Source organism: Pseudomonas putida (assembly GCF_003228315.1).
Taxonomy (GTDB): Bacteria; Pseudomonadota; Gammaproteobacteria; order Pseudomonadales; family Pseudomonadaceae; genus Aquipseudomonas; species Aquipseudomonas putida_S.
This window is the reverse complement of the sequence record NZ_CP029693.1, coordinates 2,598,512-2,624,919: the sequence shown is the minus strand read 5'-3', so window position 1 is coordinate 2,624,919 and position 26,408 is coordinate 2,598,512. Positions and strand designations below refer to the sequence as shown.

Genomic DNA, 26,408 nt, shown 5'->3' with positions numbered 1-26,408 from the left:
GCTCATGCGCGACCCGGTGGGATGCCGGGTCGATGCCTGTACCGCCAGAGAAACCGTCATAAAACCGGGACATCAACGCAAACCTTTGATTTTGCTTGTGGTGCGTCGCATTGTGCGGTCGGCGTCACGGGTATAAACTTCGCAAACTTTACACAGAGGCCACTAACGGTTCCTTGGGAACTGTACAGTCAGCATGGAACCAATTCAGCTGCCCCTAGGTGTGCGTCTGCGTGACGACGCCACCTTCATCAACTACTACCCAGGCGCCAATGCCGCTGCACTCGGCTATGTCGAGCGACTGTGCGAAGCCGACGCCGGCTGGACCGAAAGCCTGATTTACCTCTGGGGCAAACACGGCGTAGGCCGTACGCATCTGTTGCAGGCTGCTTGCCTGCGTTTCGAGCAGATGGGGGAGCCGGCGGTTTATCTGCCGCTGGCGGAGTTGATGGATCGCGGCGTGGAAATTCTCGATCACCTGGAACAGTACGAACTGGTTTGCCTGGATGATCTGCAGGCGGTGGCCGGGAAGGCTGACTGGGAAGAGGCGCTGTTCCATCTGTTCAATCGTCTGCGTGACAGCGGCCGGCGCTTGCTGATCGCCGCATCGCACTCGCCGCGTGAGTTGCCAGTGAAGCTGGCGGACCTCAAGTCCCGCCTGACCCTGGCCTTGATCTTCCAGATGCGCCCGCTTTCCGATGAAGACAAATTGCGCGCCCTGCAATTGCGCGCATCCCGGCGCGGCCTGCACCTGACCGACGAAGTCGGGCACTTTATCCTGACCCGCGGCACCCGCAGCATGAGTGCATTGTTCGAGTTGCTGGAACGCCTCGATCAGGCCTCCCTTCAAGCGCAACGCAAGTTGACCATTCCCTTCCTGAAAGAAACCCTGGGCTGGTAGTCAGGCCCGGTAAGTCGCGGGCTGCAGCGCGGTTTGGCATATTTCAGGCGCCAGAAAACACGCTTTCCTGCACGGTGCAGGCCGCGTGAACAATCAAAATGGGCTTAAGCGCTTAGATGTCAGCGGGAAAACGATAAGTCACAAAAAGTTCGATTGAATTTGCAAATAGGTTTGATAGCGGGCATAGTCTCGGCTTCTTTACAACTATCAGCCACGGTCGTGCCCATGCTAAATCGCTTCGCACCCCTCGTGCCTCTCGCACTCGTTACCCTGTTGTTCGGTTGCGCTGCCCACACGCCAGTGTCCCAGCAAGCGCCACAGCAGGTTCAAAACGCTGTTACCGCCCAGTCTTCCGTCCGTTATCAAGACTCTCTTTACCAGGACGAAGTGGCCACCGAAAAAGAACTGGCCGCTTTTGCTGACGGCAAGTCCTACCAGTTGCCGGCCCTGGCCGACAGCATCCTCGAACGCGGCATGTCCCTGATCGGTACCCGTTACCGTTTCGGCGGTACCTCAGAAGCCGGTTTCGACTGCAGCGGCTTCATCGGCTATCTGTTTCGTGAAGAAGCGGGCATGAACCTGCCGCGCTCCACCCGCGAAATGATCAACGTGGATGCACCACTGGTTTCGCGCAACAAGCTCAAGCCAGGTGATCTGCTGTTCTTCGCAACCTCCGGCCGTCGCAATCGTGTCAGCCATGCTGGCATCTACCTGGGCGACAACCAGTTCATCCATTCCAGCAGCCGCCGCAGCGGTGGTGTGCGGATTGATAGCCTGGGCGACAGCTACTGGAGCAAATCCTTCATCGAAGCCAAGCGCGCACTCGCGATGGCGCCTGCTGCGACGCCGGAAATCGTCACCGCGCGCAAGTAAGCGGACAATCTGTAAGGCGAACTTAAAGTCTTACTTGAAGTTTGCCGCATAAGCGCTAGAATTCTGATCCATGAATGATGGCAAACCGCCTGCGTGACGCGCAGGCGGTTTTCTTTTCTGCGTCGTTGCAGAAAAAGCCGCAGCCAGATCAGGATGCTCTGCTTATGTCGACGTCGGCCCGCCTCGCAATCATGTTCTTCGCCGCGCTGCTCAGTGCGTGCGCCAGTCGTACACCGCCCCCTGCGCCGGTGGTACGCCCTCCCGTCGTATTCGGCCCCTCGCAAGCGTTTTCCCCTGAAGCGGAAGACGTGCTGTTCCGTGCGCTCGGTCTTGTCGGCACGCCCTATCGCTGGGGCGGCAATACGCCGGATTCCGGGTTCGATTGCAGCGGCCTGATCGGCTATGTCTACCGTGATGTCACCGGTATTTCCCTGCCGCGTACCACCCGGGAAATGATCAGCATGCAAGCGGCCGATGTCGGCAAGGAAGGCCTGCAGACCGGTGATCTGGTGTTCTTCGCCACCAATGGCGGTTCGCAGGTCAGCCACGCCGGCATCTACGTCGGCGAAGGCCGCTTCGTCCACGCGCCCGCCACGGGCGGTACGGTCAAGCTGGACAGCCTGTCCAAGGCGTATTGGCAGAAAGCCTACCTGAGCGCCAAGCGCGTCCTGCAACCGGAGCACCTGGCGCGTAATCCCTGATAGCCGGAGGGTGTGGTCATGACCGCTCGCACACTCAATCTCGACGATTCGCTCTATCAGTACCTGCTGGACGTCTCCCTGCGCGAAACGCCGTTGCTCAAACGCTTGCGCGACGAAACCCAGGCCTTGCCCAACGCGCGCTGGCAGGTGGCGCCGGAACAGGGGCAGTTTCTCGCGTTGCTGGTCAAGCTCACTGGCGCAAGACGCGTACTCGAAGTCGGCACGTTCACCGGTTACAGCGCACTGTGCATGGCGGCGGCATTGCCGGCTGGCGGTTCGTTGATCTGTTGTGACATCGCTGGCGATTACAACGCCACGGCGCGGCGTTACTGGCAGGAAGCAGGCTTGGCCGATCGCATCGACCTGCGCCTGGCGCCGGCGCTGGAAACCCTGGGAAAGCTGGATCAGCCGGGTCAGTTCGATCTGGTGTTCATCGATGCCGACAAGGCCAACTATCCGGCCTATCTCGAGCATGCGCTGCGTCTGCTGCGCACCGGCGGGTTGGTGGTGTTCGACAACACCCTGTGGAGCGGGCGGGTGCTTGAGGATAATCCGGAGAGTGAGGACACCCGCGCGATCCAGACGCTCAATCGTGCGTTAAAGGATGATGAGCGGGTGGACTTGTCGTTGTTGCTGTTGGGTGACGGGCTCACACTCTGCCGTAAACGCTGACCTCCTGTAGGAGCGAGCCTGCTCGCGATAGCAGTGTGTCAGGCAGAATTGATGTTGAATGTGCCGGCCTCTTCGCGAGCAGGCTCGCTCCTACAGTGTCAGGTGTCGTTATTTCGTCGCCGACACCCGCCACACCTTGTTCCCCACGTCGTCCGCCACCAGCAGGTCCCCTTGTTGATCAATCACCACACCCACGGGGCGGCCCATGGCTTCTTCCTTGTCATTGAGGAAACCGCTCAGCACATCCACCGGCGGCCCGACTGGCTTGCCGGCGCTGAAGGGCACGAAGATCACTTTGTAGCCACTGTGCGGCTTGCGGTTCCATGAGCCGTGCTGGCCGACGAAAGCGCCTTCCTTGAATTGCGCCGGCAAGCGGTTGCCCTCGGCAAAACTCAGGCCCAGCGATGCCGTGTGCGGGCCGACCGCATAGTCCGGCGCAATGGCCTTGGCCACCAATTGCGGATTTTGCGGTTCGACCCGTACGTCGACGTGCTGGCCGTAGTAGCTGTACGGCCAGCCATAAAAACCGCCGTCCTTCACCGAGGTGATGTAGTCGGGCACCAGGTCGCTGCCGATTTCATCGCGCTCATTGACGGCGGTCCACAGTGCACCGCTGGATGGCTCCCAGGCCAGGCCGTTGGGGTTGCGGATGCCGGAAGCGAAGATCCGGTGCTTGCCGGTGGCGCGATCCACTTCCCAGATCGCCGCACGACCTTCCTCCTTATCCAGACCGTTTTCGCCGACATTGCTGTTCGAACCAACGGTCACGTACAACTTGCTGCCGTCCTTGCTGGCGATGACATTTTTCGTCCAGTGGTGATTCAGCGTGCCTCCCGGCAGATCGATCACCTTGATCGGCGGTGACTTGATGACGGTGTCGCCGTTTTCATAGTGAAAACGCAACAGGCGATCGGTATCGGCGACGTACAGGTCATTGCCGACCAGTGTCATGCCGAAGGGCGAATTGAGGTTCTCCAGGAACACCGTGCGGGTTTCGGCGATGCCGTCGTGGTCACTGTCGCGCAGCAAGGTGATGCGGTTCGGGCTCGGGGTGCCGGCGCCGGCGCGGCTCATGACTTTCTTGGTGATCCAGCCCTTGAGGCCCTTGTTGTCGTCGGGTTTGGGCGGGGCGTTGGTTTCGGCGACCAGGATGTCGCCGTTGGGTAGTACGTAGAGCCAGCGCGGGTGATCGAGGCCATCGGCGAAGGCGGCGACCTGGGTGCCACTGGCGGCAACCGGTTTGGCGCCTTGGGGCCAGCCGATGGCCGGGGCGATGTTCATCGTCGGAAACAGGGTCTTGTTCGGTTCCGGCAGCCTGGGTGTCGGGCCGGTGCCGTCGGAGACTTGCAGGCTGGAGGTTTCACCGCAGGCGACGAGCCCGCAGGCGAAACCCAAGGCGAGAACGAGCTGGAGCTTGCGCATGCTGATCTTCCCTATAAATGCAGTGACCTGATCAGTAGAGAAGCGCAGGCGCGCGATGGTTCAACCGGTCAGCCGCGCGCTTCCTTGAGCAGCATGGCGATGCCGGGGTGATAGTGGCCCGCTTCGTTGTGCAACTTGCGATAGGCGTAGGGGAAATACCAGGCCACGGCGCAGGTGTGCTCCTTTTGCAGGTCGTCGACCATGTCCTGCAATTCTTCCGGGGTGGCGCTGTGCTGGGTCTTCTGCGGCGCCACGAACAGACAGCCGAGCTTCAGATCGCTGGCGTAGCTGATGCGTTTGGCGCTGCTGGTGATGTCGTGCAGCGGCTGGGTCAGATTCAGTTGATTGACCCGAGGCCAGCGCTGCGTGGCCTGCAGCCACGCGCGGGCTTCAGGCGTGGCGATGAACATGTCGGCGCGACCATTGCGCTCGCCTTCCTCGATCTGTTTGCGGGTGGGCGATTGTTCCAGGGTGATGATCTCGGCCATCCACGCGGCAGCGCTGAGCAACCCGAGATTGGCTTTTTCGTCCAGCCAGTAGGGCGTTTCGCTGTCGCCGCGTATGGCGTTGTAGCGATCGATACAGTCAAACCAGCGCTCCAGCACCGGGCGCAGGAATTCCAGCTTCGGGTTGCTGATGATCATGCCTTGCATGGGGCTCACCTTTTTATTGTGGTGTGAGTTATGGCGCTTTGATATCACTGCTGACAGTGTGGCACAAGATTGACGTCAGAATATTGAGCAGCAGTCGATGTTCCAGCAGATTGCAGGTGCAGGGGGCCGGCTTTAATTGACGCTCCACCCCCAACCCTCTAACCTTCGCGGCTTGTTTCAGGTGCTCTGTGACTCCGGTCGACAGAGTGAAACAGGGAAGCCGGTGAGTGGCCGATGCAAAGCATCGAGGCTTGCGATCCCGGCGCTGCCCCCGCAACGGTAAATGAGTGAAGGCTGCGTCTTGAGCCACTGTGTCGATGACATGGGAAGGCGCGCAGTCAGGCTTGCGCCGCTCATGAGCCCGGAGACCGGCCTGATCCATCCCAGTGGCATCACGGTGGGCGATGCCAGGCTTCCTGCCATCTATTCTTGTGCCTGCCCGCCGTTATTCCCGCCTCAACGGAGAGCTCCCCATGACTGAATCCACTGATCGTGACGAACGTCACCTGGCGCGCATGCTGCGCAAAAAAGCCGTGATCGACGAACGCATCGCCAACTCCCCCAACGAATGCGGCCTGCTGCTGGTACTGACCGGCAACGGCAAGGGCAAGAGCAGCTCGGCGTTCGGCATGCTCGCAAGATCCCTGGGCCATGGCATGCAGTGCGGTGTGGTGCAATTCATCAAGGGCCGCAACAGCACCGGCGAGGAATTGTTTTTCCGCCGCTTCCCCGAGCAGGTGCGTTTTCATGTGATGGGCGAGGGCTTCACCTGGGAAACCCAGGACCGTCAGCGTGACATCGCCGCCGCCGAAGCGGCCTGGGCGGTGTCGCAGGAATTGCTGCGCGACCCGGCCATCGGCCTGGTGGTGCTGGACGAATTGAACATCGCCCTCAAGCACGGCTACCTCGATCTCGACCAGGTGCTCAGCGATCTGCAGGCCCGTCCGCCAATGCAGCATGTGGTGGTCACCGGTCGCGGCGCCAAGCCGGAAATGATCGAACTGGCCGACACCGTCACCGAGATGGGCATGATCAAGCACGCCTTCCAGGCCGGTATCAAGGCGCAGAAAGGCGTCGAGCTGTGAGCCAGCCTCGCCATTGCCCGGCGGTATTGATTGCCGCGCCGGCCTCCGGTCAGGGCAAGACCACCGTCACCGCCGCCTTGGCCCGCTTGCATCGCAATCAGGGGCGCAAGGTGCGCGTGTTCAAATGCGGTCCGGACTTTCTCGACCCGATGATCCTCGAGCGCGCCAGCGGTGCGCCGGTGTATCAACTGGACATGTGGATGGTCGGCGAACAGGAAAGCCGTCGCTTGCTGTGGGAAGCGGCGGGTGATGCCGACCTGATTCTGATCGAAGGCGTCATGGGCCTGTTCGACGGCACACCGTCCAGCGCTGACCTGGCGCGGCACTTCGGTGTACCGGTGCTGGCTGTCATCGACGGCACGGCCATGGCCCAGACTTTCGGCGCGCTCGCGCTGGGGCTGGCGCGTTATCAACCGGACCTGCCGTTTGCCGGCGTGCTGGCCAACCGCGTCGGCACCCTGCGCCACGCCCAGTTGCTCGAAGGCAGCCTGACCGAAGGCCTGCGCTGGTACGGTGCCTTGTCCAGGGAAACCGGGATCGAATTGCCGAGTCGGCACCTGGGCCTGGTGCAGGCCAGTGAATTGAACGATCTGGACCTGCGCCTCGATGCGGCGGCCGACGCCCTGGCCGGGAGCTGTGAAGTCGCGCTGCCGCCGGCGGTGGAGTTTGCCGCGCCCGAGGTGATTATTGCTGAACCGCTGCTCGCCGGTGTTCGCATTGCCGTGGCCAGGGACGAAGCCTTTGCCTTTACCTATGGCGCCAGCCTCGATCTGTTGCGGGCGATGGGTGCTGATCTGCGGTTCTTCTCGCCGATCCGTGATACCGAATTGCCGGAGGCCGACAGCTTGTATCTGCCGGGCGGCTACCCGGAGTTGCACCATGTGGCGCTGGCGCAAAACACGTCGATGCTGGACGCGATTCGCGCGCACCATGCAGCGGGCAAACCGCTGCTGGCCGAGTGCGGCGGCATGCTCTATCTGCTCGATTCGCTGACCGATGTCGAAGGCACGCGCGCGGAGTTGGTTGGTTTGCTCAGTGGCGACGCGGTGATGCAGAAGCGCCTTGCCGCGCTGGCCTTGCAGGCGGTCGAACTGCCGGAAGGTTCGTTACGTGGCCACACTTACCATCATTCGCTGACTACGACCGAACTGACGCCTATTGCCCGTGGCATGAGCCCTAACGGTGGGCGAGGGGCGGAAGCGGTTTATCGCGAGGGGCGGATGACGGCTTCGTATGTGCATTTTTATTTTCCGTCCAATCCGACGGCGATTGCTGCGCTGTTTGCGCCTGACCGTGAGACCGCCTTCGCGAGCAGGCTCGCTCCCACATTGGAAGATGTGATGCCTGAAGAAACGTATTCTCCTGTAGGAGCGAGCCTGCTCGCGAAGAGGCCATGACAGACAACGCATTCAGTCACGTCGATCGCGAAGCGGTCTACCGCGCCATCGCCGAACGCCGCGACATGCGCCACTTCACCGGCGGCACGGTCGAACCCGAACTGCTCCAGCGCCTGCTCGAAGCCGCGCATCAAGCCCCCAGCGTCGGCCTGATGCAGCCCTGGCGCTTCATTCGCATCAGCGACCGCGACCTGCGCGGCAAGATCCGCGATCTGGTGGAAGAGGAGCGCATTCGCACCGCCGAAGCCCTCGGCGAGCGCAGTGACGAATTCATGCAACTCAAGGTCGAAGGCATCAACGATTGCGCCGAGTTGTTGGTGGCGGCGCTGATGGACGATCGCGAACGGCACATCTTCGGTCGGCGCACCCTGCCGGAAATGGATATGGCTTCGTTGTCCTGCGCGATCCAGAACCTGTGGCTGGCGTCCCGCGCCGAAGGCCTGGGGATGGGCTGGGTGTCGCTGTTCGAGCCGCAGGCATTGGCGGATCTTTTGGGCCTGCCTGCCGGCGCCAAGCCATTGGCCATTTTGTGCCTGGGACCGGTCAAGGAGTTTTATCCGGCGCCGATGCTGGTGCTCGAAGGCTGGGCGCAGGCGCGTCCGCTGAACGAACTGTTATTTGAAAATTTTTGGGGAGTGCGTCCATGAGTGTGGCTTTGTTGAGTGTCGCCGCCGTGGGGTTGGATGCGCTGCTGGGTGAGCCTAAACGTTGGCATCCGCTGGTGGCGTTCGGCCGATTTGCCGACCGCATCGAGCAACGTTTCAACGGTGGCGGTCGTGGCTGGCGCAGTCACGGTGTCACCGCCTGGGTGATTGCGGTGTTGCCGCTGACCCTGCTGGCCACGGCATTTTCATGGGCTCCTTATGTCGGTTGGGTCGTCGAAATTCTCGCGCTGTATTGCGCCCTCGGCATGCGCAGCCTGGGCGAGCATGTCGAGCCCGTGGCCAAGGCCTTGCGCAGCGGTGATCTCGAAGAAGCACGCACGCGTGTCAGCTACTTGGTCAGCCGCAAGACCAGCGAGCTGGATGAAACCGCAGTCGCCCGTGCCGCCACCGAGTCGGTGCTGGAAAACGGCAGCGACGCGGTGTTCGCCGCCTTGTTCTGGTTTGCCGTGGCCGGTGCGCCGGGCGTGGTGCTCTACCGTTTGAGCAACACCCTGGATGCGATGTGGGGCTATCGCAACGAACGCTTCGAGCGCTTCGGCTGGGCGGCGGCGAAGATCGACGATGTGCTCAACTACATTCCCGCGCGCCTGGTGGCATTGACCTACGCGCTGCTGGGCAAAACCCGACTGGCCTTGAAATGCTGGCGCACCCAGGGCCCGACCTGGGACAGCCCCAACGCAGGACCTGTGATGGCCGCCGGTGCCGGTGCCCTGGGTGTCGAGCTGGGCGGGCCGGCGATTTATCACGGCGAGCTGCACGAGCGTCCGCAACTGGGCGAAGGCGCTCCGGCGGACGCCGACTCCATCGACCGCGGCTGGCAATTGGTCCAGCGCGGGGTATGGTTATGGCTGCTGATTCTGTGTGTGGGAGCTGAATTTTATGCTTGAACACGGTGGACGGTTGCGCAAGGCGGCGCTCGAATACGGCATCGAGGAAGCCGACTGGCTCGATCTGTCCAGCGGCCTGGCGCCCTGGCCGTTTGCGCTGCCCGAGATCCCGATGCGCGCCTGGGCACGCTTGCCGGAAACCGATGACGGCCTGGAACAGGCCGCCTGCGATTACTACGGCACCCTGCAGGCGTTGCCGGTGGCCGGGTCGCAAATGGCCATCCAGCTGCTGCCGCGCCTGCGTCGGGCCGGCAAAGTCGGCGTGCTCTCGCCCTGTTACGCCGAACATGCCGAAGCCTGGCGGCGCAATGGCTATATCGTGCGCGAAGTGCTGGAGCAGGAAGTCGACTTTTTCCTCGACAGCCTCGATGTGCTGGTGGTGGTCAATCCGAACAATCCCACGGGCCTGAGCCTGACACCCGCGCGCTTGCTCGACTGGCATTCGCGACTGGCCCAGCGCGGTGGCTGGCTGGTGGTGGATGAAGCGTTCATGGACAACACGCCGCACTTGAGCGTGGCGCCGTTTGCCCATCAGGTGGGATTGATCGTGCTGCGCTCCTTCGGCAAGTTTTTCGGCCTGGCCGGGGTGCGACTGGGGTTCGTGCTGGCCGAGCGCAAGTTGCTCAAATTGCTTGCCGAACAGGTCGGGCCTTGGGCTGTAAGTGGGCCGACCCGGGTATTGGGCCAGGCTTGCCTGCGCGATACCGAAGGGCATGCGCGGCAACGGCTGCGCGCCGAAGAAGCCAGTGAACGCCTGGCGTCGTTGCTCGAGCAGCACGGTCTCAAGCCCCAGGGCGGTTGTGCCTTGTTCCAGTGGCTGGTCACCGAGCGCGCCGAGCAATTGCATGACTTCATGGCGCGGCGCGGGATACTCCTGCGATTGTTCACGCAAACCAGCAGCCTGCGTTTTGGCCTGCCGGGCGAAGACGCTGATTGGGCGCGTCTCACCGCAGCGCTGGAAGCTTTCACCAAGGACATTTCATGAGCACGCTGATGGTGCAGGGCACCACCTCTGATGCCGGCAAAAGTACCTTGGTGACGGCGCTGTGTCGCTGGGCCACGCGTCAGGGTGTGAGCGTGGTGCCGTTCAAGCCGCAGAACATGGCGCTCAACAGCGCGGTGACCGCCGACGGTGGCGAGATCGGACGCGCCCAGGCGGTGCAGGCACAGGCTGCCTTTCTTGAACCGCACACGGACATGAACCCGGTGCTGCTCAAGCCCAACAGCGACACCGGCGCCCAGGTGATCATCCATGGCCGCGCGGTCACGACCATGAACGCCGTGGCCTATCACGACTACAAGGCTATCGCCATGCAAGCGGTGCTGGCCTCCCATGCAAGGCTCTGCGCCGCCTATCCACTGGTGATGGTCGAGGGCGCGGGTTCACCGGCCGAGATCAATCTGCGCGCCGGCGACATCGCCAACATGGGCTTCGCCGAAGCGGTGGATTGCCCGGTGGTGCTGATCGCCGATATCAACCGTGGCGGGGTGTTCGCGCATCTGGTGGGCACACTGGAACTGCTGTCGCCGAGCGAGCAGGCGAGGATCAAGGGCTTCATCATCAACCGTTTTCGTGGCGACATCGCCTTGCTGCAACCGGGCCTGGACTGGCTGGAACAGCGCACCGGCAAACCGGTGATCGGCGTGTTGCCTTACGTGATGGACCTGCATCTGGAGGCCGAGGACGGTATCGATCAGCGCCAGGCCGACAAGGCCGATCAAGTGCTGAAAGTGGTGGTGCCGGTGTTGCCGCGCATCAGCAACCACACCGATTTCGATCCGCTGCGCCTGCATCCGCAAGTGGACCTGCAATTTGTTGGCCCGGGCCAGGCAATCCCGGCAGCCGATCTGATCATCCTTCCCGGCTCGAAAAGCGTGCGCAGTGACCTCGCGTATCTGCGGGCCAACGGCTGGGAAACCGCAATCTCTCGCCATCTGCGTTATGGCGGGAAGTTGCTGGGTATTTGCGGTGGCCTGCAGATGCTCGGCGAACAGGTGCATGACCCACTGGGCCTGGAAGGCGCGCCGGGTTCCAGTGCCGGTCTTGGGTTGCTGGCGTTCGAAACCGTGCTTGAGCAAGAGAAGCAACTGCGCAATGTGCGCGGGCGACTGGCGCTTGAAGATGCTGAAGTCAGCGGCTATGAAATCCACGCCGGCGTGACCACTGGCCCGGCGCTGGAAAACGCCGCATCGCAGCTCGATGATGGTCGTTGCGATGGCGCGCAGAGCCTCGATGGGCAGATTTTCGGCACTTATTTGCATGGCCTGTTCGAATCGCCGGCGGCTTGTGGCGCGTTATTGCGCTGGGCCGGTTTGAGCGATGTGCAGGAGGTGGATTACCACGGGCTGCGCGAACGGGATATCGAGCGGTTGGCGGATCTGGTGGAGAAGCATCTGGATACCGGACTGTTGCGTGAACTCTGCGGGATTTAAGGTGGCCGTGCCGACCTCATCGCGAGCAGGCTCGCTCCTACAGTTGAACGCATTCCCATGTAGGAGCGAGCCTGCTCGCGATTGCCACACCAAAGATTTTAAGGAATGAATGATGTTGCAACTGATCCTCGGCGGCGCCCGCTCCGGCAAGAGCCGTTTGGCCGAAAAACTCGCCTGCGATAGCGGCCTGGCAGTGACCTACATCGCCACCAGCCAACCCCTGGACGGCGAAATGAGCGAACGGGTCGCCCATCACCGCGCCCGGCGTCCGGCGCATTGGTCCTTGATCGAAGAACCCCTGCAACTGGCCCGCGTGCTGCGTGAAAACGCGCGTGTCGACCACTGCCTGTTGGTGGATTGCCTGACCCTGTGGCTGACCAACCTGCTGATGCTCGATGACCACGAGCGCCTGAACGCCGAGCGCGATGCCCTGCTCGAATGCCTGGCATCACTGCCGGGCGAAATCATTTTTGTCAGCAACGAGACCGGAATGGGTGTCGTGCCGCTGGGCGAATTGACTCGCCGCTATGTCGATGAAGCCGGATGGCTGCATCAAGCTCTGGCCGAGCGTTGTCAGCGGGTTGTCCTGACCGTGGCCGGCCTGCCCCTGACTCTGAAAGGAACTGCGTTATGACTCAATCCTGGTGGCTGAACCCGTGCAAGACCCTCGACGCCCAGGCGTTCGAACAGGCGCAGGCCCGGCAACAGCAACTGACCAAACCGGCCGGCTCCCTCGGCCAGCTGGAGTCGGTGGCGGTGCAACTGGCGGGTATGCAGGGGCAGGTCAAGCCAAGCCTTGCGCAGGTCTGGATCGCGATTTTTGCCGGTGATCATGGCGTGGTGGCCGAAGGCGTATCGGCGTTTCCCCAGGAAGTCACCGGGCAGATGCTGCACAACTTCGTCAACGGCGGCGCGGCGATCAGTGTCCTGGCGCGGCAGTTGGGCGCGTCCCTGGAAGTGGTCGATCTGGGAACGGTCACGCCGTCCTTGAGCCTGCCGGGGGTGCGTCATTTGAACGTTGGCCCGGGCACGGCGAATTTCGTCCAGGGGCCGGCGATGACTGCCGTTCAGGGCGAGTTTGCGCTCAAGGGGGGCCGTGACAGTGTGCTGCGAGCAAAAGCCGCCGGGGCGCAATTGTTCATCGGTGGCGAGATGGGCATTGGCAACACCACCGCCGCCAGTGCACTGGCCTGTGCCTTGCTGGATTGCCCGGTGGTGCACCTGACAGGGCCCGGCACCGGCTTGAACGCCGCGGGCGTCAGTCACAAGGCGCACGTCATCGAGCGTGCGTTGGCGCTGCATGCTGCTCAACGCGGCGATGCCTTGCAGACGCTGTTCAACCTGGGCGGTTTCGAGATCGCCGCGCTGGTCGGTGCCTATCTGGCCTGCGCCCAGGAAGGCATCGCGGTGCTGGTGGACGGCTTTATCTGCAGCGTTGCGGCACTGGTCGCGGTGCGTCTGAATCCGCAATGCCGGCCGTGGCTGTTGTTCGGCCACCGTGGCGCCGAGCCGGGCCACCGGCATGTGCTGGAAACCCTGAACGCCGAGCCGTTGCTCGATCTCGGCTTGCGGCTGGGCGAAGGCAGCGGCGCGGCGCTGGCGGTGCCGTTGCTGCGTCTGGCGTGTGACCTGCACGGCCAGATGGCGACGTTCGCTGAAGCGGCCGTTGCGGATCGTCCGGCATGACCTTGCACTTGGATCTGTTGCGTCACGGCGAGACCGAACTCGGTGGCGGCCTGCGCGGCAGCCTCGATGATGCGTTGACCGAAAAGGGCTGGCAGCAGATGCGGGCGGCGGTGATGGAGCAGGGGCCGTGGGACCGTCTGGTCAGCTCGCCGTTGCAGCGCTGCGCGCGGTTCGCCGAAGAACTGGCGGGGCAATATGGCTTGCCATTGGAGTTCGACCGCAACCTGCAGGAACTGCACTTCGGCGACTGGGAAGGGCAGAGCGCTGCGGCGCTGATGGAAACCGATGCTGAAGCCTTGGGCCTGTTCTGGGCCGATCCCTATGCGTTTACCCCGCCTGAAGGCGAGCCGGTGGCTGACTTCTCGGTGCGGGTGCTGGCGGCGGTGGCGCGTTTGCAATCGGCGTATGCCGGTGAGCGAGTGCTGCTGATCAGCCATGGTGGCGTGATGCGTTTGTTGCTGGCTCAGGCGCGGGGTTTGCCCCGGGAGCAACTGCTCAACGTCGAAGTGGGGCATGGGGCGCTGGTTTCGCTCACGGTCGAGGCCGATGGCATGCTCAGGGAAGTGTCCTGACCATGTTGCCGTTCTGGATCGCCCTGCAATTTCTCAGCAGCCTGCCCATTCGCCTGCGGGGCATGCCGGCGTCGCAGGAACTGGGGCGCTCGCTGCTGTTTTATCCGCTGGTGGGCCTGTTGTTCGGCGTGATTCTATGGGCGTTCAACTGGCTGTTGCTCGGAACGCCGCTGTTGTTGCATGCCGCACTGTTGCTGACGGTCTGGGTGTTGCTCAGTGGTGCGCTGCACCTGGATGGCCTGGCCGACAGCGCCGATGCCTGGCTCGGCGGTTTTGGCGACCGCGAACGCACACTGACCATCATGAAAGACCCGCGCAGCGGACCTATCGCAGTGGTCACGCTGGTGCTGGTGTTGTTGCTGAAGTTCTGTGCGTTGCTGGCGTTGATCGAGCAGCAGCACGCGGTGGCGCTGATCATCGTTCCCCTGATCGGTCGCAGCGCGTTGCTGGGTTTGTTCCTGAGTACACCCTACGTGCGTGCCGGTGGTCTGGGGCAGGCGCTGGCCGATCATCTGCCGCGTTCGGCGGGCAAGCAGGTGTTGGCGGTCAGTGCGTTGGCCTGTGTGCTGATCGCGGGTGTCAGCGGTGCTGTTGCCGTGGTGCTGGCGAGCCTGGTGTTGGTCTGGCTCCGGCAGGTGATGCTGCGACGGTTGGGCGGGACGACCGGCGATACGGCAGGGGCGTTGCTGGAGTTGCTGGAAATGACGGTGCTCACAGGCCTGGCGCTGGCCCTGTAGGAGCGAGCCTGCTCGCGATGGTCGTCAACGATAACGTTGTCTGCCTGACACCCCGCGGTGTTTTGTCGTCCATCGCGAGCAGGCTCGCTCCTACAGGGGGAGGGGTTCGGTGTAACATAAATTTGCATTCCCTTAATCGCGGGTATATACACGCACCATGCTCGACTCCCAATGTTTATGCATCAACCTGCGCCGCGCCGCCCGTGGCGTCAGCAGACACTACGACGGCGCTCTCGATGGCTTCGGGATCAACGTTGCGCAGTATTCTTTGCTGTGCAATCTGCAGCGTCTGGATCAACCGAGCATTTCCACCCTGGCCGAAGCCATGGGCCTGGATCGCAGCACCCTGGGGCGCAACCTGCGGGTGCTGGAGGGCGAGGGGCTGGTCACGCTGGTTGAGGGTGAAGACATGCGCAATCGCATCGTCCGGCTGACCGACGCCGGGGCCGAACGCTTGAAGGCCGCGTTGCCGGCCTGGGAAGCGGCACAACAGCGATTGGTAGATCGCCTGGGTGCGGAAAAGCGCGAAATGCTACTCAAGCTGCTGGACGAACTGGCATGAGGCCGGTTTGTTTGATTTCAAGCGGGTATATACCCGCGATCGGAGAACAACAATGACATCGATGTGGCGTACATGCGGTTGGGTCCTGCTGGGGAGTGCGCTGATCCTGGCGTTGTCCCTGGGGGTTCGACATGGTTTCGGCCTGTTCCTGGCACCGATGAGTGCCGAGTTCGGCTGGGGGCGTGAAGTCTTCGCCTTTGCCATCGCCCTGCAGAACCTGATCTGGGGCCTGGCGCAACCCTTTACCGGCGCGCTGGCCGACCGTTTTGGCGCCGCGAAAGTGGTGCTCATCGGTGGCGTGCTGTACGCCCTGGGCCTGATTTTCATGGGCATGTCGGATTCGGCGGTGACCCTGTCCCTGAGTGCCGGCCTGTTGATTGGCATCGGCCTGTCGGGCACCTCGTTCTCGGTGATCCTCGGCGTGGTCGGGCGCGCCGTGCCGCCGGAAAAACGCAGCATGGGCATGGGGATCGCCAGTGCCGCCGGTTCCTTCGGTCAGTTCGCCATGTTGCCGGGCACGCTGGGCTTGATCGGCTGGCTGGGCTGGTCCGCGGCCTTGCTGGCGCTGGGCTTGCTGGTGGCGCTGATCGTGCCGCTGGTGAGCATGCTCAAGGACAAACCCCTGCCGGTGCAGGGCCATGAGCAAACCCTGCCTGAAGCGCTGCGCGAGGCCTGTTCGCATTCGGGGTTCTGGTTGCTGGCGTTCGGCTTTTTTGTCTGTGGCTTCCAGGTGGTGTTCATCGGCGTGCATCTGCCGGCGTACCTGGTGGATCAGCATCTGCCCGCGACTGTCGGCACTACGGTGTTGGCATTGATCGGACTGTTCAACATCTTTGGCACCTATACGGCCGGCTGGCTCGGTGGACGCATGTCCAAGCCGCGTTTGCTCACTGGCTTGTATTTGCTTCGGGCGGTGGTGATTGCCTTGTTCCTGTGGGCACCGGTGACCACCACCAGCGCCTATCTGTTCGGCATGGCCATGGGCTTCCTGTGGCTGTCAACGGTGCCGCTGACCAATGGCACCGTCGCGACCTTATTCGGTGTCCGAAACCTGTCCATGCTCGGTGGCATCGTGTTCCTCTTCCACCAGCTCGGCTCGTTCCTCGGCGGCTGGTTGGGTGGGGTGGTGTATGACCGGACCGGGAACTATGACTTGATCTGGCAAGTAGCGATTCTCTTGAGCCTGATGGCCGCTGCCCTGAACTGGCCGGTGCGCGAGCGTCCGGTGGCGCGCCTGCAATCGCAGATGAGCGCGACATGAACCGGCTCTGGCCACGCATTACCGTGCTGGCGATCTGTGCCTTGCTGCTGGCCTTGGCGTGGTGGGGCTGGCATCAGGGCGGGCTGGCGTTGATGCAGTTGGGCATGAGCCTTTGCCAGTAGGCCGCTTGTTCACGGGTTGCTTGCTGGGGAACAGGAGGGCGAGTAACGTCGGCCTGACGATTGCTCACAAGGAAGCACCGATATGCTGATGCGCTGGTTGGCAGTTCCCGCGTTACTGGCAGCCTTTACCGGGTTGGCTCAGGCAGAAGAGTGTCCGGCGTTGCTGCAAGGCTCATTGCCCAAGTTGCGCAGCAATGAATCCATCGATCTGTGCCAGCGCTTTGCCGGCAAACCGCTGGTGGTGGTCAATACCGCCAGCTTCTGTGGCTTCGCACCTCAATTCAAAAGCCTTGAGGCGTTGAATCAGCGTTTCAAGGATCAAGGGCTGGAGGTGATCGGTGTGCCGTCCAACGACTTCAAGCAGGAGTCCAAGGACGGTGCCGAGACGGCCAAGGTCTGCTACGTGAACTACGGCGTCACGTTCACCATGACCGATCCGCAGGCAGTCCGTGGTGCAGACGCCACGCATTTGTTCAAGGTACTGGCCGAACAGAGCAGTGCGCCGAAGTGGAATTTCTACAAGTACGTGGTGGACCGGCAAGGCAAGGTCATCGCCAACTTCTCCAGCCTGACCAAGCCGGATGATCCCGAGTTCATCGCGGCGGTGGAGAAGGCGCTGGCTTCCAGACCCTGAGGTGTACACCTACTCACTGTAGGAGCGAGCCCGCTCGCGATGGAGGTCAAGGCGCCGCAAGCATCCTGTGCAAACGCGTCATCGTTAGCGCCCATCGCGAGCAGGCTCGCTCCCACAAAAAAGCCCCGGTTCCATGACAGAGCCGGGGCTTTTTTGATTCGGGTGGCGAGCCACTCAGGCTCGCCGGGTTTCATCAGAAGCGGTAGGTCGCACCGATACCGAAACCGTTCGCCCAGTTTTCATACTTGGCGCTGTAGGCCTGACGACCGTTGTTGTTATTGACCTTGACGTCCTCTTCCTTCAGGTAGGAGTACGCCACGTCAATGGTCAGGTCGTCGGTCGGGCTCCAGCCGGCGCCCAGGCTGAAGACGGTGCGGTCGCCAGTCGGGATGCGTGGGGAGCGGTTTGTGTTGTTGGTCGGCGCCTGGTCGACGGACAGACCGGTACGCAGTACCCACTGCTTGTTCAGCTGGTAGGAAGCACCGATGGCGTGCGCCCAGGTGTCGTGCCAGTCCTGCTCTTCGGTGATGGTGCCGAAGCCGCGTGCGGCCAGTGCTGCCGGTACGCCTTCGTTCTCGACGGAGATTTCTTTCAGGCGGCTCCAGCGAGTCCAGGTGCTGCCTGCGTACAGGGTCCACTGGTCGTTCAGCTGATGAGTCACGGAGAAGTCGACCGACTCAGGCGTGGTGATGTCGAGCGAGGCATCGAACTTCTGGTTCGGGTTCTGACCCAGCGCGGCGAGCAGGCCGTAGTTGACCTTGGTGTCGCCGTCGAGCTTGTACTTCACTTTCGAGTGGTAGGTCAGGCCGACGCGAGTGCTGTCCAGGGCCTGGATCATGATGCCGATGTTGTAACCGACAGCAGTGTCGTCACCCTTGATCTTGACGTTGCCGTCCGGCGCCAGCGGGTTCAGCGACAGTTTCGACTCCAGGGTACCGTCGATGCGGTTGATGGTCGGACCGAAACCGATCGACACCTTGTCGTTGAAGGCGTAGCTGACGGTTGGCTGCAGGGTGATGACTTGCACTTCGCTCTTGCTGCCGAAGTAACGGCCGGCAAAACCGTTCTCGTAATCGGTCACCAGGCCGAATGGCGCGTAGACGCCGAAACCGAATGCCCATTGGTCATCGATCGGCTTGACGTAGTAGCCCATCGGAACGCCCATGAACGGAACCATGTCACCTTTGTTGGTGCCGCCGTTCGGACGGGAGCTGGCATCGCTGATGTCGGTGTGGGCGTCGATGAATGCAACACCGCCGGTCACTTGTTCGCGCTTGAGGCGAGACATGCCGGCAGGGTTGCCAAACACGGTGGATGCGTCGTCGGCAGAAGAAGATCGCCCGGCAAAACCTGTCCCCATACCGCTGATGCTTTGTTCGTTGAGGGCGAAGCCACTTGCGAAAATCTGGGAGGAGGCCATGGCAACGGCCAGGCTAATGGTGGTTTTGAGCATTACTTTTTTCATTATTAGAACTCCTGGTGATCACCGGGGCGAAAATTACCAACATTTTCGTCCCGGCGCTATAGGCCGAATCACTTGATTTAGAGCGGTTTTGTAGGACAATCCGACCAGATTCGCCCCCCAATGAGCGAACTTTGGATCCAGATGAGGTCAGCAGGCTACCTGATTCAGCGGTGAAACACAGGTCTGCCAGGCGCAGGTGAAGTCTCTGAGGCGTCCTTGAGGCTGGAAGGTCTGGCGCCAGATGCGAGCCATTCCCAACAGATCATCGGCTTCGGGGAGGGGAGTGTTCTGTTCTTCGACCAGCAGCCAGGCGATGGCAGTGGCATAACGCAGGTTTACGGTCAGTTCCAGATGAGGACCACTGAGAAAGGCATGTTGACTGGCCAGGCCACGAACCAGGCTGGCGCGTTCGGGATCGAGTGCCAGGTAGTGATCCCAGAGTGCTTGATGGCGAGGTTCGGCGATGCGGTACAGGCCGTGTCCGCGGCGGTCGTGCAGCGCTGAACCCAGGGCCGACTGGCTGGCGGCGATCCCCAGTAAAAGGGCTTCCGCAGTCGCGCTATGGCGTCCCAGGTAGATCAAGGTGGGACGGATCACATAGCGGCACAGTTCGCTGGCAGCGATACCCATATAACCCTCGAAACTCGAATTGGTCGGCGAGACCTGAACAAGGGAGCTTGGCAGCAGTGGGTCGACTCAGGCTCGCCGGAAGCGGCTCAGGCCGCTTGAGTTGAAGTGTAGTGTCATATTCGGCGCGTAAAGGCCTGTTTTTAAAATATTTCCGGCTTCCAGTTATAACCGTTATATCGGTTGGTGCTTACCCGTCGACGCTGCGATGGGAGATTCCAGATAACAAAAAGCCCCGCTTTTTGAGCGGGGCCTTGTTGTTTCAGCCTTGCCAGCGTGTCAGGCAACCAGGGCCTGGCGGGTACGCTCGATCACGGCCTGCAGCGGTTCGGCGCTGGAGTATTGATCGGGGTACAGGCGTTCGCTGTGACGGGCGATGCCGTGTTCGTTGACCAGGGTAAAGCTGAAACAGCCTTTGCGAGCGGCCATGATCAGGCAGTTCATTGGTGCAAAAGCGTTGGTTAGGGTGCGGATGGCATCCTGTGCATGGATTTGAGTAGACATAGTCATGGTGTTCCTACAAGCGACACGGATAAGAGCCGTGCAAAATAAAAACGTTCCAGTAACGTCGACCACCATTGGTCGAACGAAGAACCCGACTGGAACAAAGCAGCCAGTTTGAAGCGCTGATTAAATTGGCGCGCTTGGGCTGGCAGGTAGGTACTTAGGAGGGCAGGCAACACATCGAGGGCAAAGGTTCTGTGCCCGGGGTGAAGATCCTGATCAATTGCAGGTTGGTTCGGTCAGAGTAAGTGAGCCTGGCAACACCCTTTGCATTCGATTCAAAGGCTGTGCTGACGCAGGGTTTACCTGGAAACCATCGAGGTGGTCGATCCCGCTTGTTCGGTGCAAGGCTTCCTGTGGAAGGCTTACCGGGGGGGATTGTTCGACCGGAATTGATTTTCAGCTTGGTACTAACGGCGCGGATACTAGCGGATTGAATTGGGGAATGGAAGTGTGCTAGCCAAAAAGCTGACCGCTGGTTTGAATTTCAGCTCCCTAAAACTCGATTACCGAACGCCATGCGTAAAGCAGAGGCGCCCCGAATTGGCTCACTATCCGACCGGCGGTATGGCTGATTCAAGCCTCTTGAGGGGCCTGGATCGCGGGTTTGCTCTCGGTTATCCCCAAGCTGGAAGACAGAATGCGTCGAAAAAGTGCATCGATATAACCGTCAAGCAGGTACTTGTGCACATTAATTGCGCGGTCTGTCACACCGCTGTCATCCAGCCTTCAAGCACGGTGGGTGCCTGTAACCAAAATTTAAGTCAATGAAAAACATCGCTTTTTTTTGCTGGTGAAAAAATCATCAGTTTGAGCGCAGGCCCCGTTCCACAGGGCTTTGCGGGGTTTGAGGGTCGGTTGTCCACTGAGTTATCCACAGCTTCTGTGGATTGTCCCGAGCGCTTGCTCTAGCACGGGCGTGCCGGGATTTTTTCACCTTTACCTGTAAGAAAAAAAGAGTAGAGTGGCGCGCCCCGCGATCTGCCCACAGTGCTTTATGAAGTTTCGTACATCTTCCAGTTCTTCCCCCGCAAAAAGTTCCGCTGTCGTCCCCACAAAACGCTTTTCGATGCGCGTCGCCGAGTGGCTGTTGGACAGTCCGCGCCTGGGCGAAAACACCAGCGTGAAACACATCGCCGGCCGATTGCTCAAGCAACCGGCGCGTGAAGGGGTTGTGGCTGCGCAAAGCCGTCTTGGTCAGCTGATGTGCCGCGAATGCGGGAATGCCAGGGATCGGCGGATCGGCCAGGATCTGCTGCGTCAGGCCGCGCGAGCGGGGGATCAGCGTGCGCAACGGGAACTGGGCCGAATCGAAGATCGAACAGCTCAAGACTAAGCTGTCCAAGACCTTACGCCTTGGTTAACCTTCAGGCTTTATTTCAAACGCAGGAATGGCTATGGCTATGGACTTGACCAGCGCATTGCTCGGTCTGGCGGGCGCTGCTCTGCCGTTACTGATATTGGCCTGGCAACTTCAGCGCAAGACCAGTACCACGCAGGCAGAAGTGGCCCTGCTGGAAGAACGGCTGGCCATGGCGCAACTGGCCCAGGATGGCTTGAACGCACAACTGGAAGCCGGGCGCGATGAAATCGCCGATCTTGGCCAGGCCAACGCTGCCAAGCAGGCTGATCTGGCCGCCCTGCGCCGTGAAGTCGAACTGCTGCAAATCGAACGGGACGATGCCCGCGACGCCGCCCATGCCTGGAACATCGAGCGCTCGGGCAAAGAAGCCGAATTGCGGCGCCTGGACGCCCAGGCCGCTTCACTCCAGGCCGAATTGCGCGAGCAGCAGGAAAGCCATCAGCAACGCCTCAATGACCTGCAGGGTTCTCGCGACGAGCTGCGAGCGCAGTTCGCCGAATTGGCGGGGAAAATCTTCGATGAACGCGAGCAGCGTTTTGCCGAAACCAGCCAACAGCGCCTGGGGCAGTTGCTCGATCCGTTGAAGGAACGCATCCAGTCTTTCGAAAAGCGCGTCGAGGAAAGTTATCAGGCCGAAGCCCGGGAACGCTTTTCCCTGGCCAAGGAGCTGGAGCGCCTGCAGCAACTCAATTTGCGCCTGAGCGACGAAGCCACCAACCTGACCCGTGCCCTCAAGGGCCAGAAAACCCAGGGTAACTGGGGCGAACTGATCCTGGAGCGGGTGCTCGAACATGCCGGCCTGGAGAAGGGGCGTGAGTATCAGACCCAGGTCAATCTAAAAGGCCCGGACGGCGAGCGCTTCCAGCCGGACGTGATCATCTACCTGCCCGGCGACAAGCAGGTGGTGGTCGACTCCAAGGTCAGTCTCACGGCCTATCAGCAATACGTGGCGGCTGATGATGAAGGCATCCGCCAGATCGCCATCAAGCAGCACGTACTGTCCCTGCGCAGTCACGTCAAAGGCCTGGCGGGCAAGGATTACAAACGCCTGGACGGTCTGCACAGCCTGGATTTCGTCCTGCTGTTCGTGCCGATCGAAGCCGCGTTTTCCGCCGCCCTGCAAGCCGAGCCGAGCCTGTTCCAGGAGGCGTTCGACCGCAACATCGTGATCGTCAGCCCGACCACCTTGCTGGCAACCCTGCGGGTGATCGACAGCCTGTGGAAGCAGGAGCGGCAAAGCCAGAACGCCCGGGAAATTGCCGAGCGGGCCGGTTGGCTGTACGACAAGTTCGTGTTGTTCATTCAGGACCTGGATGAAGTCGGCAATCGACTGCAGCAACTGGATAAAGCCTACAGCGCCGCACGTAACAAGCTGACAGAAGGCCGCGGCAATCTGGTCAGCCGCAGTGAGCAGCTGAAGTTGCTGGGCGCGCGGGCGAGCAAGAGTTTGCCGGCGGATTTGCTGGAGCGGGCGATGACCGATGTAGACGGCCTGGTCGAGTTGCCGGAGTAACCAGAAACGCATCGCGAGCAAGCTTTGCTCCCACAGGTTTGCATCAATCCTGTGGGAGCAAAGCTTGCTCGCGATAGCGGCAGTCGATTCGCAGCGAGATTCAATCCATTACAACGGCAAATGCCGACTCAACAACGCCCGCAACGCCGCCGGCCGCACCGGCTTGGCCAGGTAATCCAGCCCCGCCGCATGTACCTGGGCCATGGTTTCCGGTCGCCCATCGGCGCTGATCACCACGCCCGGTACCGGCTCTCCCAAGCGGGTGCGCAGCCAGGCCATCAGGTCGGTCCCCGTTTCGCCATCGTCCAGGTGGTAATCCACCAGCGCCAATTGTGGCCGTAGCCCGTCGCCGAGTAACGCGGCGCACTCTTCACGGTTGCGCGCGGTCCAGACCTGGCAACCCCAGCGCGTCAGCAAGCTGTTCATGCCGATCAGGATGCTGTCCTCGTTATCGATACACAGCACCTGCGCGCCACCGAGCAATTTGCCGTTGAGTTCGGCCGCCTTGGTCGGCAATGCGGTGGCCGCCTTGGCCAGTGGCACGCGAATGCTGAACACGCTGCCGCGCCCCGGCCACGAGCGTACGCGCAGGGTGTGCCCCAACACGCGGCACAAGCCGTCGGCAATCGCCAGGCCCAGGCCGAGGCCTTTCTCGGCGCGGGTCTGATGGCTGTCGAGGCGTTTGAACTCTTCGAAAATGACCTGCTGCTTGTCTTCGGGAATGCCCGGCCCACGGTCCCAGACCTCCAGGGACAACTCGCCCTGATGACGTCGCACACCCAGCAGCACCGGGCCTTTGGCGTAGCGGAAGGCATTGGTCAGGAAGTTTTGCAGGATCCGCCGCAACAACTTGATATCGCTGTCGATGCGCAAGGTGCTGCCCCGAACGCGGAACTCCAGGCCTTGGTCCCGTGCCAGTGCCTTGAATTCGGCGCCGAGGGTGTCGAACAGTTCATTGAGGGCGAACGGCTTGATGTCGGGATTGATCTTGCCGTTTTCCAGTCGGGAAATATCCAACAGGTCGCTGATCAGGTCCTCTGCTGAACGCAGCGAACTGTCCAGGTGCTGCACCAGTTTTTGCGCCTCGCCGGACAAGCCATCTTCCTGGTGATTCAGTGCGGCGGAGAACAATCGCGCAGCATTCAAGGGTTGCATCAGGTCATGGCTGACCGCCGCCAGGAAGCGGGTTTTCGATTGGTTGGCCGCCTCGGCGGTGCCCTTGGCTTCGGTCAGGGCGACGTTGAGCTGTGACAGTTCACGGGTGCGTTCGGCCACTCGCTGTTCGAGGCTTTCGTTGGCTTCCGTCAGTGCCTGCTCGGCTTCGCGGAACGGGGTGATGTCGGTGAAGCTCATGACGAAACCACCGCCGGGCATCGGGTTGCCAATCAGCTCGATCACTCGACCATTGGGGAACAGGCGTTCGGAGGTGTGTGCGCGACCCTGGCGCATCCAGTGCAGGCGGCGTGCGACATGCACTTCGGCCTCACCGGGGCCGCACAAGCCGCGCTCGGCGTTATGGCGGATGATGTCGGCAATCGGGCGGCCGACGCTGATCAGGCCATCCGGATAGTTGAACAGCTCCAGGTAACGACGGTTCCAGGCCACCAGCTTTAGCGACTGGTCGACCACGCTGATGCCCTGGCTGATGTTCTCGATCGCCCCTTGCAGCAACGCGCGGTTGAATTGCAGGACTTCCGAGGCTTCGTCGGCGATGCGCACGACGTCCTCCAGTTGCATCTCCCGACCTTCGATCGCGGCTTTTACCACCGCGCGGGTCGACGAGGCGCCCAATACACCGGCCAGCAAGCGCTCGGTGTGGGCGATCCATTCACTGTCGGCATTCTGGTTCGGGTTGAAGCCTTTGCCCTGGCGGTAGGCAAAACGAATGAAGCTCTGGCGCGCGCGTTCCTCACCGACGAAGCGCGCGGCCAATTGCAGCAGATCGTCGATCTGCACCGCCAGCATCGAACGGGCACTGGGGCGGGCACTGATTTCCTGGCCGATGAAACGGCCGGCCTGCCAGTGTTCCGACACCCGTGTCCGCGACAGCACCGAGACCCAGGCGAACAGCGTGAAGTTGCCGGCCAGGGACAGCACCACGCCTTGGGTCAGCGGGGTGATCGGCAGGTTCAGCGGGTTGCTGTGCAGCCACGCGAGGCCAGGGAAACTGCTCAGGGGCAGGCCGAGGCTGTGGGCGGCAATCGGCAGGATCAGGGTGTAGAACCAGAGGAACGTCCCGGCGGCGAGGCCGGCGAATACACCGCGACGGTTGGCCTGTTTCCAGTACAGCGCACCGAGCATGGCCGGTGCCAACTGGGTGACGGCGGCGAAGGCGATCTGGCCAATGGTCGCCAGGCTCGCGGTCGAACCCAGCAGGCGATAGCTGACATAGGCCAGCAGCAGGATCACCACGATGGTCACGCGGCGTACCGACAACATCCACTGGCGGAACACTTCGAACGGGCGCTCGGCATTGTTGCGGCGCAACAGCCAGGGCAACAGCATGTCGTTGGAGACCATGGTCGACAGTGCCACACACTCCACGATCACCATGCCGGTGGCCGCCGACGCACCGCCGATAAACGCCAGCAGCGCCAGGGCAGGGTGGGCCTGGGCCAGCGGCAGGCTGATCACGAAGGAGTCCGGCAGTACCGAGCTGGGCAGCAACATCTGGCCGGCCAGGGCGATCGGCACGACGAACAGGGCGGCCAGGGCGAGGTAAGCGGGAAACACCCACTTGGCCAGGCGCAAATCCTGGGGTTCGATGTTTTCCACCACGGTCATCTGGAATTGTCGCGGCAGGCAGATGATTGCCATCATTGCCACCCCGGTCTGTACCACCATGGACGGCCAGTTGACGGTTTCCTTCCAGTACTGCTCCAGTCGCGGGGCGAGCATGGCCTGGTTGAACAGGTCATCGAAACCGTCGTACAGGCCGTAGGTCACGTAGGCGCCAACGGCCAGAAATGCGAACAGCTTCACCAGGGATTCGAAAGCGATCGCCAGCACCATGCCGCGGTGGTGTTCGGTGGCATCGAGGTTGCGCGTACCGAAAACGATGGTGAACAGCGCCAGCACCAGTGACACCACCAGGGCGGTGTCCTGGGCGCGAACGCCCATGGCATCGGCACCTGCGCCAATCAACAGGTTGACCCCCAGCACGATGCCCTTGAGCTGCAGGGCGATGTAAGGCAGCACGCCGACCAGGCAGATCAGCGCCACCACCACCGCCAGCGACTGGGATTTGCCATAGCGCGCGGCGATGAAGTCGGCGATGGAGGTGATGTTCTCCTGTTTGCTGATCATCACCATTTTTTGCAGGACCCAGGGTGCGGCGATCAGCAGCAGAATCGGCCCGAGGTAGATCGGCAGGAAGGACCACAGCTGTTCGGCCGCCTGGCCCACCGCGCCGAAGAATGTCCAGCTGGTGCAGTAGACGGCCAGCGACAGGCTGTACACCCAGGCACGCATCCGTGGCGGCAGGGGCGCGCTGCGACGGTCGCCGTAAAAGGCGATGGCGAACATGATGGCCATATAGGCCACGGCGACGGCGGCGATCAATCCGCTGGACAGCGACATGGGAACTCCAGATAACCAAAGGCTCCCGGGCCTCCCGCCCGGACAGACACAGTCTCGCACGATGGCAGAGGTTAGTCAGTGTCGACCAAGGTCGTGG

Annotated in this window: 26 protein-coding genes and 1 riboswitch; of the genes, 20 read left to right on the top strand and 6 right to left on the bottom strand. The window is 61.8% G+C overall.

Annotated features, from left to right (window positions below; all coding sequences use genetic code 11):
• The first annotated feature begins 193 nt into the window (after window positions 1–193).
• The 4 genes from hda to DKY63_RS12015 all read left to right on the top strand — a co-directional run bounded on the left by hda (window position 194) and on the right by DKY63_RS12015 (window position 3,144).
• Window positions 194–898 carry a DnaA regulatory inactivator Hda gene (gene hda, locus DKY63_RS12030; protein WP_110964294.1) on the top strand — a complete coding sequence of 235 codons (705 nt, stop codon included), beginning with the start codon at window positions 194–196 and terminating at the stop codon, window positions 896–898.
• A gap of 225 nt (window positions 899–1,123) precedes the next feature.
• Complete coding sequence (locus DKY63_RS12025) at window positions 1,124–1,771, top strand: C40 family peptidase (RefSeq protein ID WP_110964293.1); 648 nt, start codon at window positions 1,124–1,126, stop codon at window positions 1,769–1,771.
• Window positions 1,772–1,935: 164 nt separating this feature from the next.
• A complete protein-coding gene (locus DKY63_RS12020) occupies window positions 1,936–2,472 on the top strand; it encodes a C40 family peptidase (RefSeq protein ID WP_110967911.1) in 537 nt (178 codons plus the stop codon).
• A gap of 18 nt (window positions 2,473–2,490) precedes the next feature.
• Window positions 2,491–3,144 (top strand): O-methyltransferase, encoded by a 654-nt coding sequence (locus DKY63_RS12015; RefSeq protein WP_110964292.1) that lies wholly within the window; start codon window positions 2,491–2,493, stop codon window positions 3,142–3,144.
• Window positions 3,145–3,252: 108 nt separating this feature from the next.
• On the opposite strand, the gene DKY63_RS12010 is transcribed toward DKY63_RS12015, so the two are convergent.
• Window positions 3,253–4,566 (bottom strand): PQQ-dependent sugar dehydrogenase, encoded by a 1,314-nt coding sequence (locus tag DKY63_RS12010; protein WP_110964291.1) that lies wholly within the window; start codon window positions 4,564–4,566, stop codon window positions 3,253–3,255.
• 68 nt (window positions 4,567–4,634) lie between these two features.
• Window positions 4,635–5,219: a hypothetical protein gene (locus tag DKY63_RS12005; RefSeq protein WP_110964290.1), complete on the bottom strand. Its 585-nt coding sequence runs from the start codon at window positions 5,217–5,219 to the stop codon at window positions 4,635–4,637.
• A 162-nt stretch (window positions 5,220–5,381) separates the two neighbouring features.
• Window positions 5,382–5,610: riboswitch (cobalamin riboswitch) on the top strand.
• 82 nt (window positions 5,611–5,692) lie between these two features.
• On the opposite strand from DKY63_RS12005, the gene cobO reads away from it, so the two are divergent.
• From cobO to DKY63_RS11940, 14 genes are all read left to right on the top strand, one after another.
• Window positions 5,693–6,304, top strand: coding sequence for a cob(I)yrinic acid a,c-diamide adenosyltransferase (gene cobO, locus DKY63_RS12000; protein ID WP_110964289.1), 612 nt, complete (start codon window positions 5,693–5,695; stop codon window positions 6,302–6,304).
• Entirely contained in the window at window positions 6,301–7,701 is a 1,401-nt protein-coding gene (locus DKY63_RS11995) for a cobyrinate a,c-diamide synthase (protein WP_110964288.1), read from the top strand. The genes cobO and DKY63_RS11995 overlap by 4 nt, the downstream gene beginning before the upstream one ends.
• Window positions 7,698–8,348: a 5,6-dimethylbenzimidazole synthase gene (gene bluB / locus DKY63_RS11990; protein WP_110964287.1), complete on the top strand. Its 651-nt coding sequence runs from the start codon at window positions 7,698–7,700 to the stop codon at window positions 8,346–8,348. The genes DKY63_RS11995 and bluB overlap by 4 nt, the downstream gene beginning before the upstream one ends.
• Entirely contained in the window at window positions 8,345–9,253 is a 909-nt protein-coding gene (gene cbiB, locus DKY63_RS11985; RefSeq protein WP_110964286.1) for an adenosylcobinamide-phosphate synthase CbiB, read from the top strand. Before bluB ends, cbiB begins: the two co-directional genes overlap by 4 nt.
• Window positions 9,246–10,238, top strand: coding sequence for a threonine-phosphate decarboxylase CobD (gene cobD / locus DKY63_RS11980; RefSeq protein ID WP_110964285.1), 993 nt, complete (start codon window positions 9,246–9,248; stop codon window positions 10,236–10,238). The genes cbiB and cobD overlap by 8 nt, the downstream gene beginning before the upstream one ends.
• Window positions 10,235–11,686, top strand: coding sequence for a cobyric acid synthase (locus DKY63_RS11975; protein ID WP_110964284.1), 1,452 nt, complete (start codon window positions 10,235–10,237; stop codon window positions 11,684–11,686). Before cobD ends, DKY63_RS11975 begins: the two co-directional genes overlap by 4 nt.
• Window positions 11,687–11,798: 112 nt before the next feature.
• A complete protein-coding gene (cobU, locus tag DKY63_RS11970; protein WP_110964283.1) occupies window positions 11,799–12,320 on the top strand; it encodes a bifunctional adenosylcobinamide kinase/adenosylcobinamide-phosphate guanylyltransferase in 522 nt (173 codons plus the stop codon).
• Complete coding sequence (gene cobT / locus DKY63_RS11965; RefSeq protein ID WP_110964282.1) at window positions 12,317–13,372, top strand: nicotinate-nucleotide--dimethylbenzimidazole phosphoribosyltransferase; 1,056 nt, start codon at window positions 12,317–12,319, stop codon at window positions 13,370–13,372. The genes cobU and cobT overlap by 4 nt, the downstream gene beginning before the upstream one ends.
• Window positions 13,369–13,944, top strand: a complete 576-nt coding sequence (gene cobC / locus DKY63_RS11960; protein WP_110964281.1) for an alpha-ribazole phosphatase family protein — start codon at window positions 13,369–13,371, stop codon at window positions 13,942–13,944. The genes cobT and cobC overlap by 4 nt, the downstream gene beginning before the upstream one ends.
• A 2-nt stretch (window positions 13,945–13,946) precedes the next feature.
• Window positions 13,947–14,681 carry an adenosylcobinamide-GDP ribazoletransferase gene (locus DKY63_RS11955; RefSeq protein ID WP_110964280.1) on the top strand — a complete coding sequence of 245 codons (735 nt, stop codon included), beginning with the start codon at window positions 13,947–13,949 and terminating at the stop codon, window positions 14,679–14,681.
• Window positions 14,682–14,838: 157 nt separating this feature from the next.
• Window positions 14,839–15,243: a MarR family winged helix-turn-helix transcriptional regulator gene (locus DKY63_RS11950; protein WP_110964279.1), complete on the top strand. Its 405-nt coding sequence runs from the start codon at window positions 14,839–14,841 to the stop codon at window positions 15,241–15,243.
• Between the two features lie 52 nt (window positions 15,244–15,295).
• Complete coding sequence (locus tag DKY63_RS11945) at window positions 15,296–16,504, top strand: MFS transporter (RefSeq protein ID WP_110964278.1); 1,209 nt, start codon at window positions 15,296–15,298, stop codon at window positions 16,502–16,504.
• Entirely contained in the window at window positions 16,501–16,626 is a 126-nt protein-coding gene (locus DKY63_RS32890; protein WP_275428115.1) for a hypothetical protein, read from the top strand. Before DKY63_RS11945 ends, DKY63_RS32890 begins: the two co-directional genes overlap by 4 nt.
• 82 nt (window positions 16,627–16,708) lie before the next feature.
• Window positions 16,709–17,260: a glutathione peroxidase gene (locus DKY63_RS11940; RefSeq protein ID WP_110964277.1), complete on the top strand. Its 552-nt coding sequence runs from the start codon at window positions 16,709–16,711 to the stop codon at window positions 17,258–17,260.
• A gap of 193 nt (window positions 17,261–17,453) precedes the next feature.
• Here the strand turns inward: DKY63_RS11940 and DKY63_RS11935 are convergent, their stop codons facing one another.
• The 3 genes from DKY63_RS11935 to DKY63_RS11925 all read right to left on the bottom strand — a co-directional run bounded on the left by DKY63_RS11935 (window position 17,454) and on the right by DKY63_RS11925 (window position 19,856).
• Window positions 17,454–18,725, bottom strand: a complete 1,272-nt coding sequence (locus tag DKY63_RS11935) for an OmpP1/FadL family transporter (RefSeq protein ID WP_110964276.1) — start codon at window positions 18,723–18,725, stop codon at window positions 17,454–17,456.
• Between the two features lie 147 nt (window positions 18,726–18,872).
• Entirely contained in the window at window positions 18,873–19,355 is a 483-nt protein-coding gene (locus DKY63_RS11930; protein WP_110964275.1) for a hypothetical protein, read from the bottom strand.
• 276 nt (window positions 19,356–19,631) lie between these two features.
• On the bottom strand, window positions 19,632–19,856 hold the full coding sequence (locus DKY63_RS11925; RefSeq protein WP_003204606.1) for a hypothetical protein: 225 nt from the start codon (window positions 19,854–19,856) through the stop codon (window positions 19,632–19,634).
• 997 nt (window positions 19,857–20,853) lie between these two features.
• On the opposite strand from DKY63_RS11925, the gene DKY63_RS11915 reads away from it, so the two are divergent.
• Together DKY63_RS11915 and rmuC are read left to right on the top strand one after the other, a co-directional pair.
• Window positions 20,854–21,192 carry a sel1 repeat family protein gene (locus DKY63_RS11915; RefSeq protein ID WP_110964274.1) on the top strand — a complete coding sequence of 113 codons (339 nt, stop codon included), beginning with the start codon at window positions 20,854–20,856 and terminating at the stop codon, window positions 21,190–21,192.
• Window positions 21,193–21,367: 175 nt separating this feature from the next.
• Window positions 21,368–22,732 carry a DNA recombination protein RmuC gene (rmuC, locus tag DKY63_RS11910; RefSeq protein ID WP_162634959.1) on the top strand — a complete coding sequence of 455 codons (1,365 nt, stop codon included), beginning with the start codon at window positions 21,368–21,370 and terminating at the stop codon, window positions 22,730–22,732.
• Window positions 22,733–22,840: 108 nt separating this feature from the next.
• On the opposite strand, the gene DKY63_RS11905 is transcribed toward rmuC, so the two are convergent.
• A complete protein-coding gene (locus DKY63_RS11905) occupies window positions 22,841–26,311 on the bottom strand; it encodes a hybrid sensor histidine kinase/response regulator (RefSeq protein ID WP_110964272.1) in 3,471 nt (1,156 codons plus the stop codon).
• Between the last annotated feature and the right edge of the window lie 97 nt (window positions 26,312–26,408).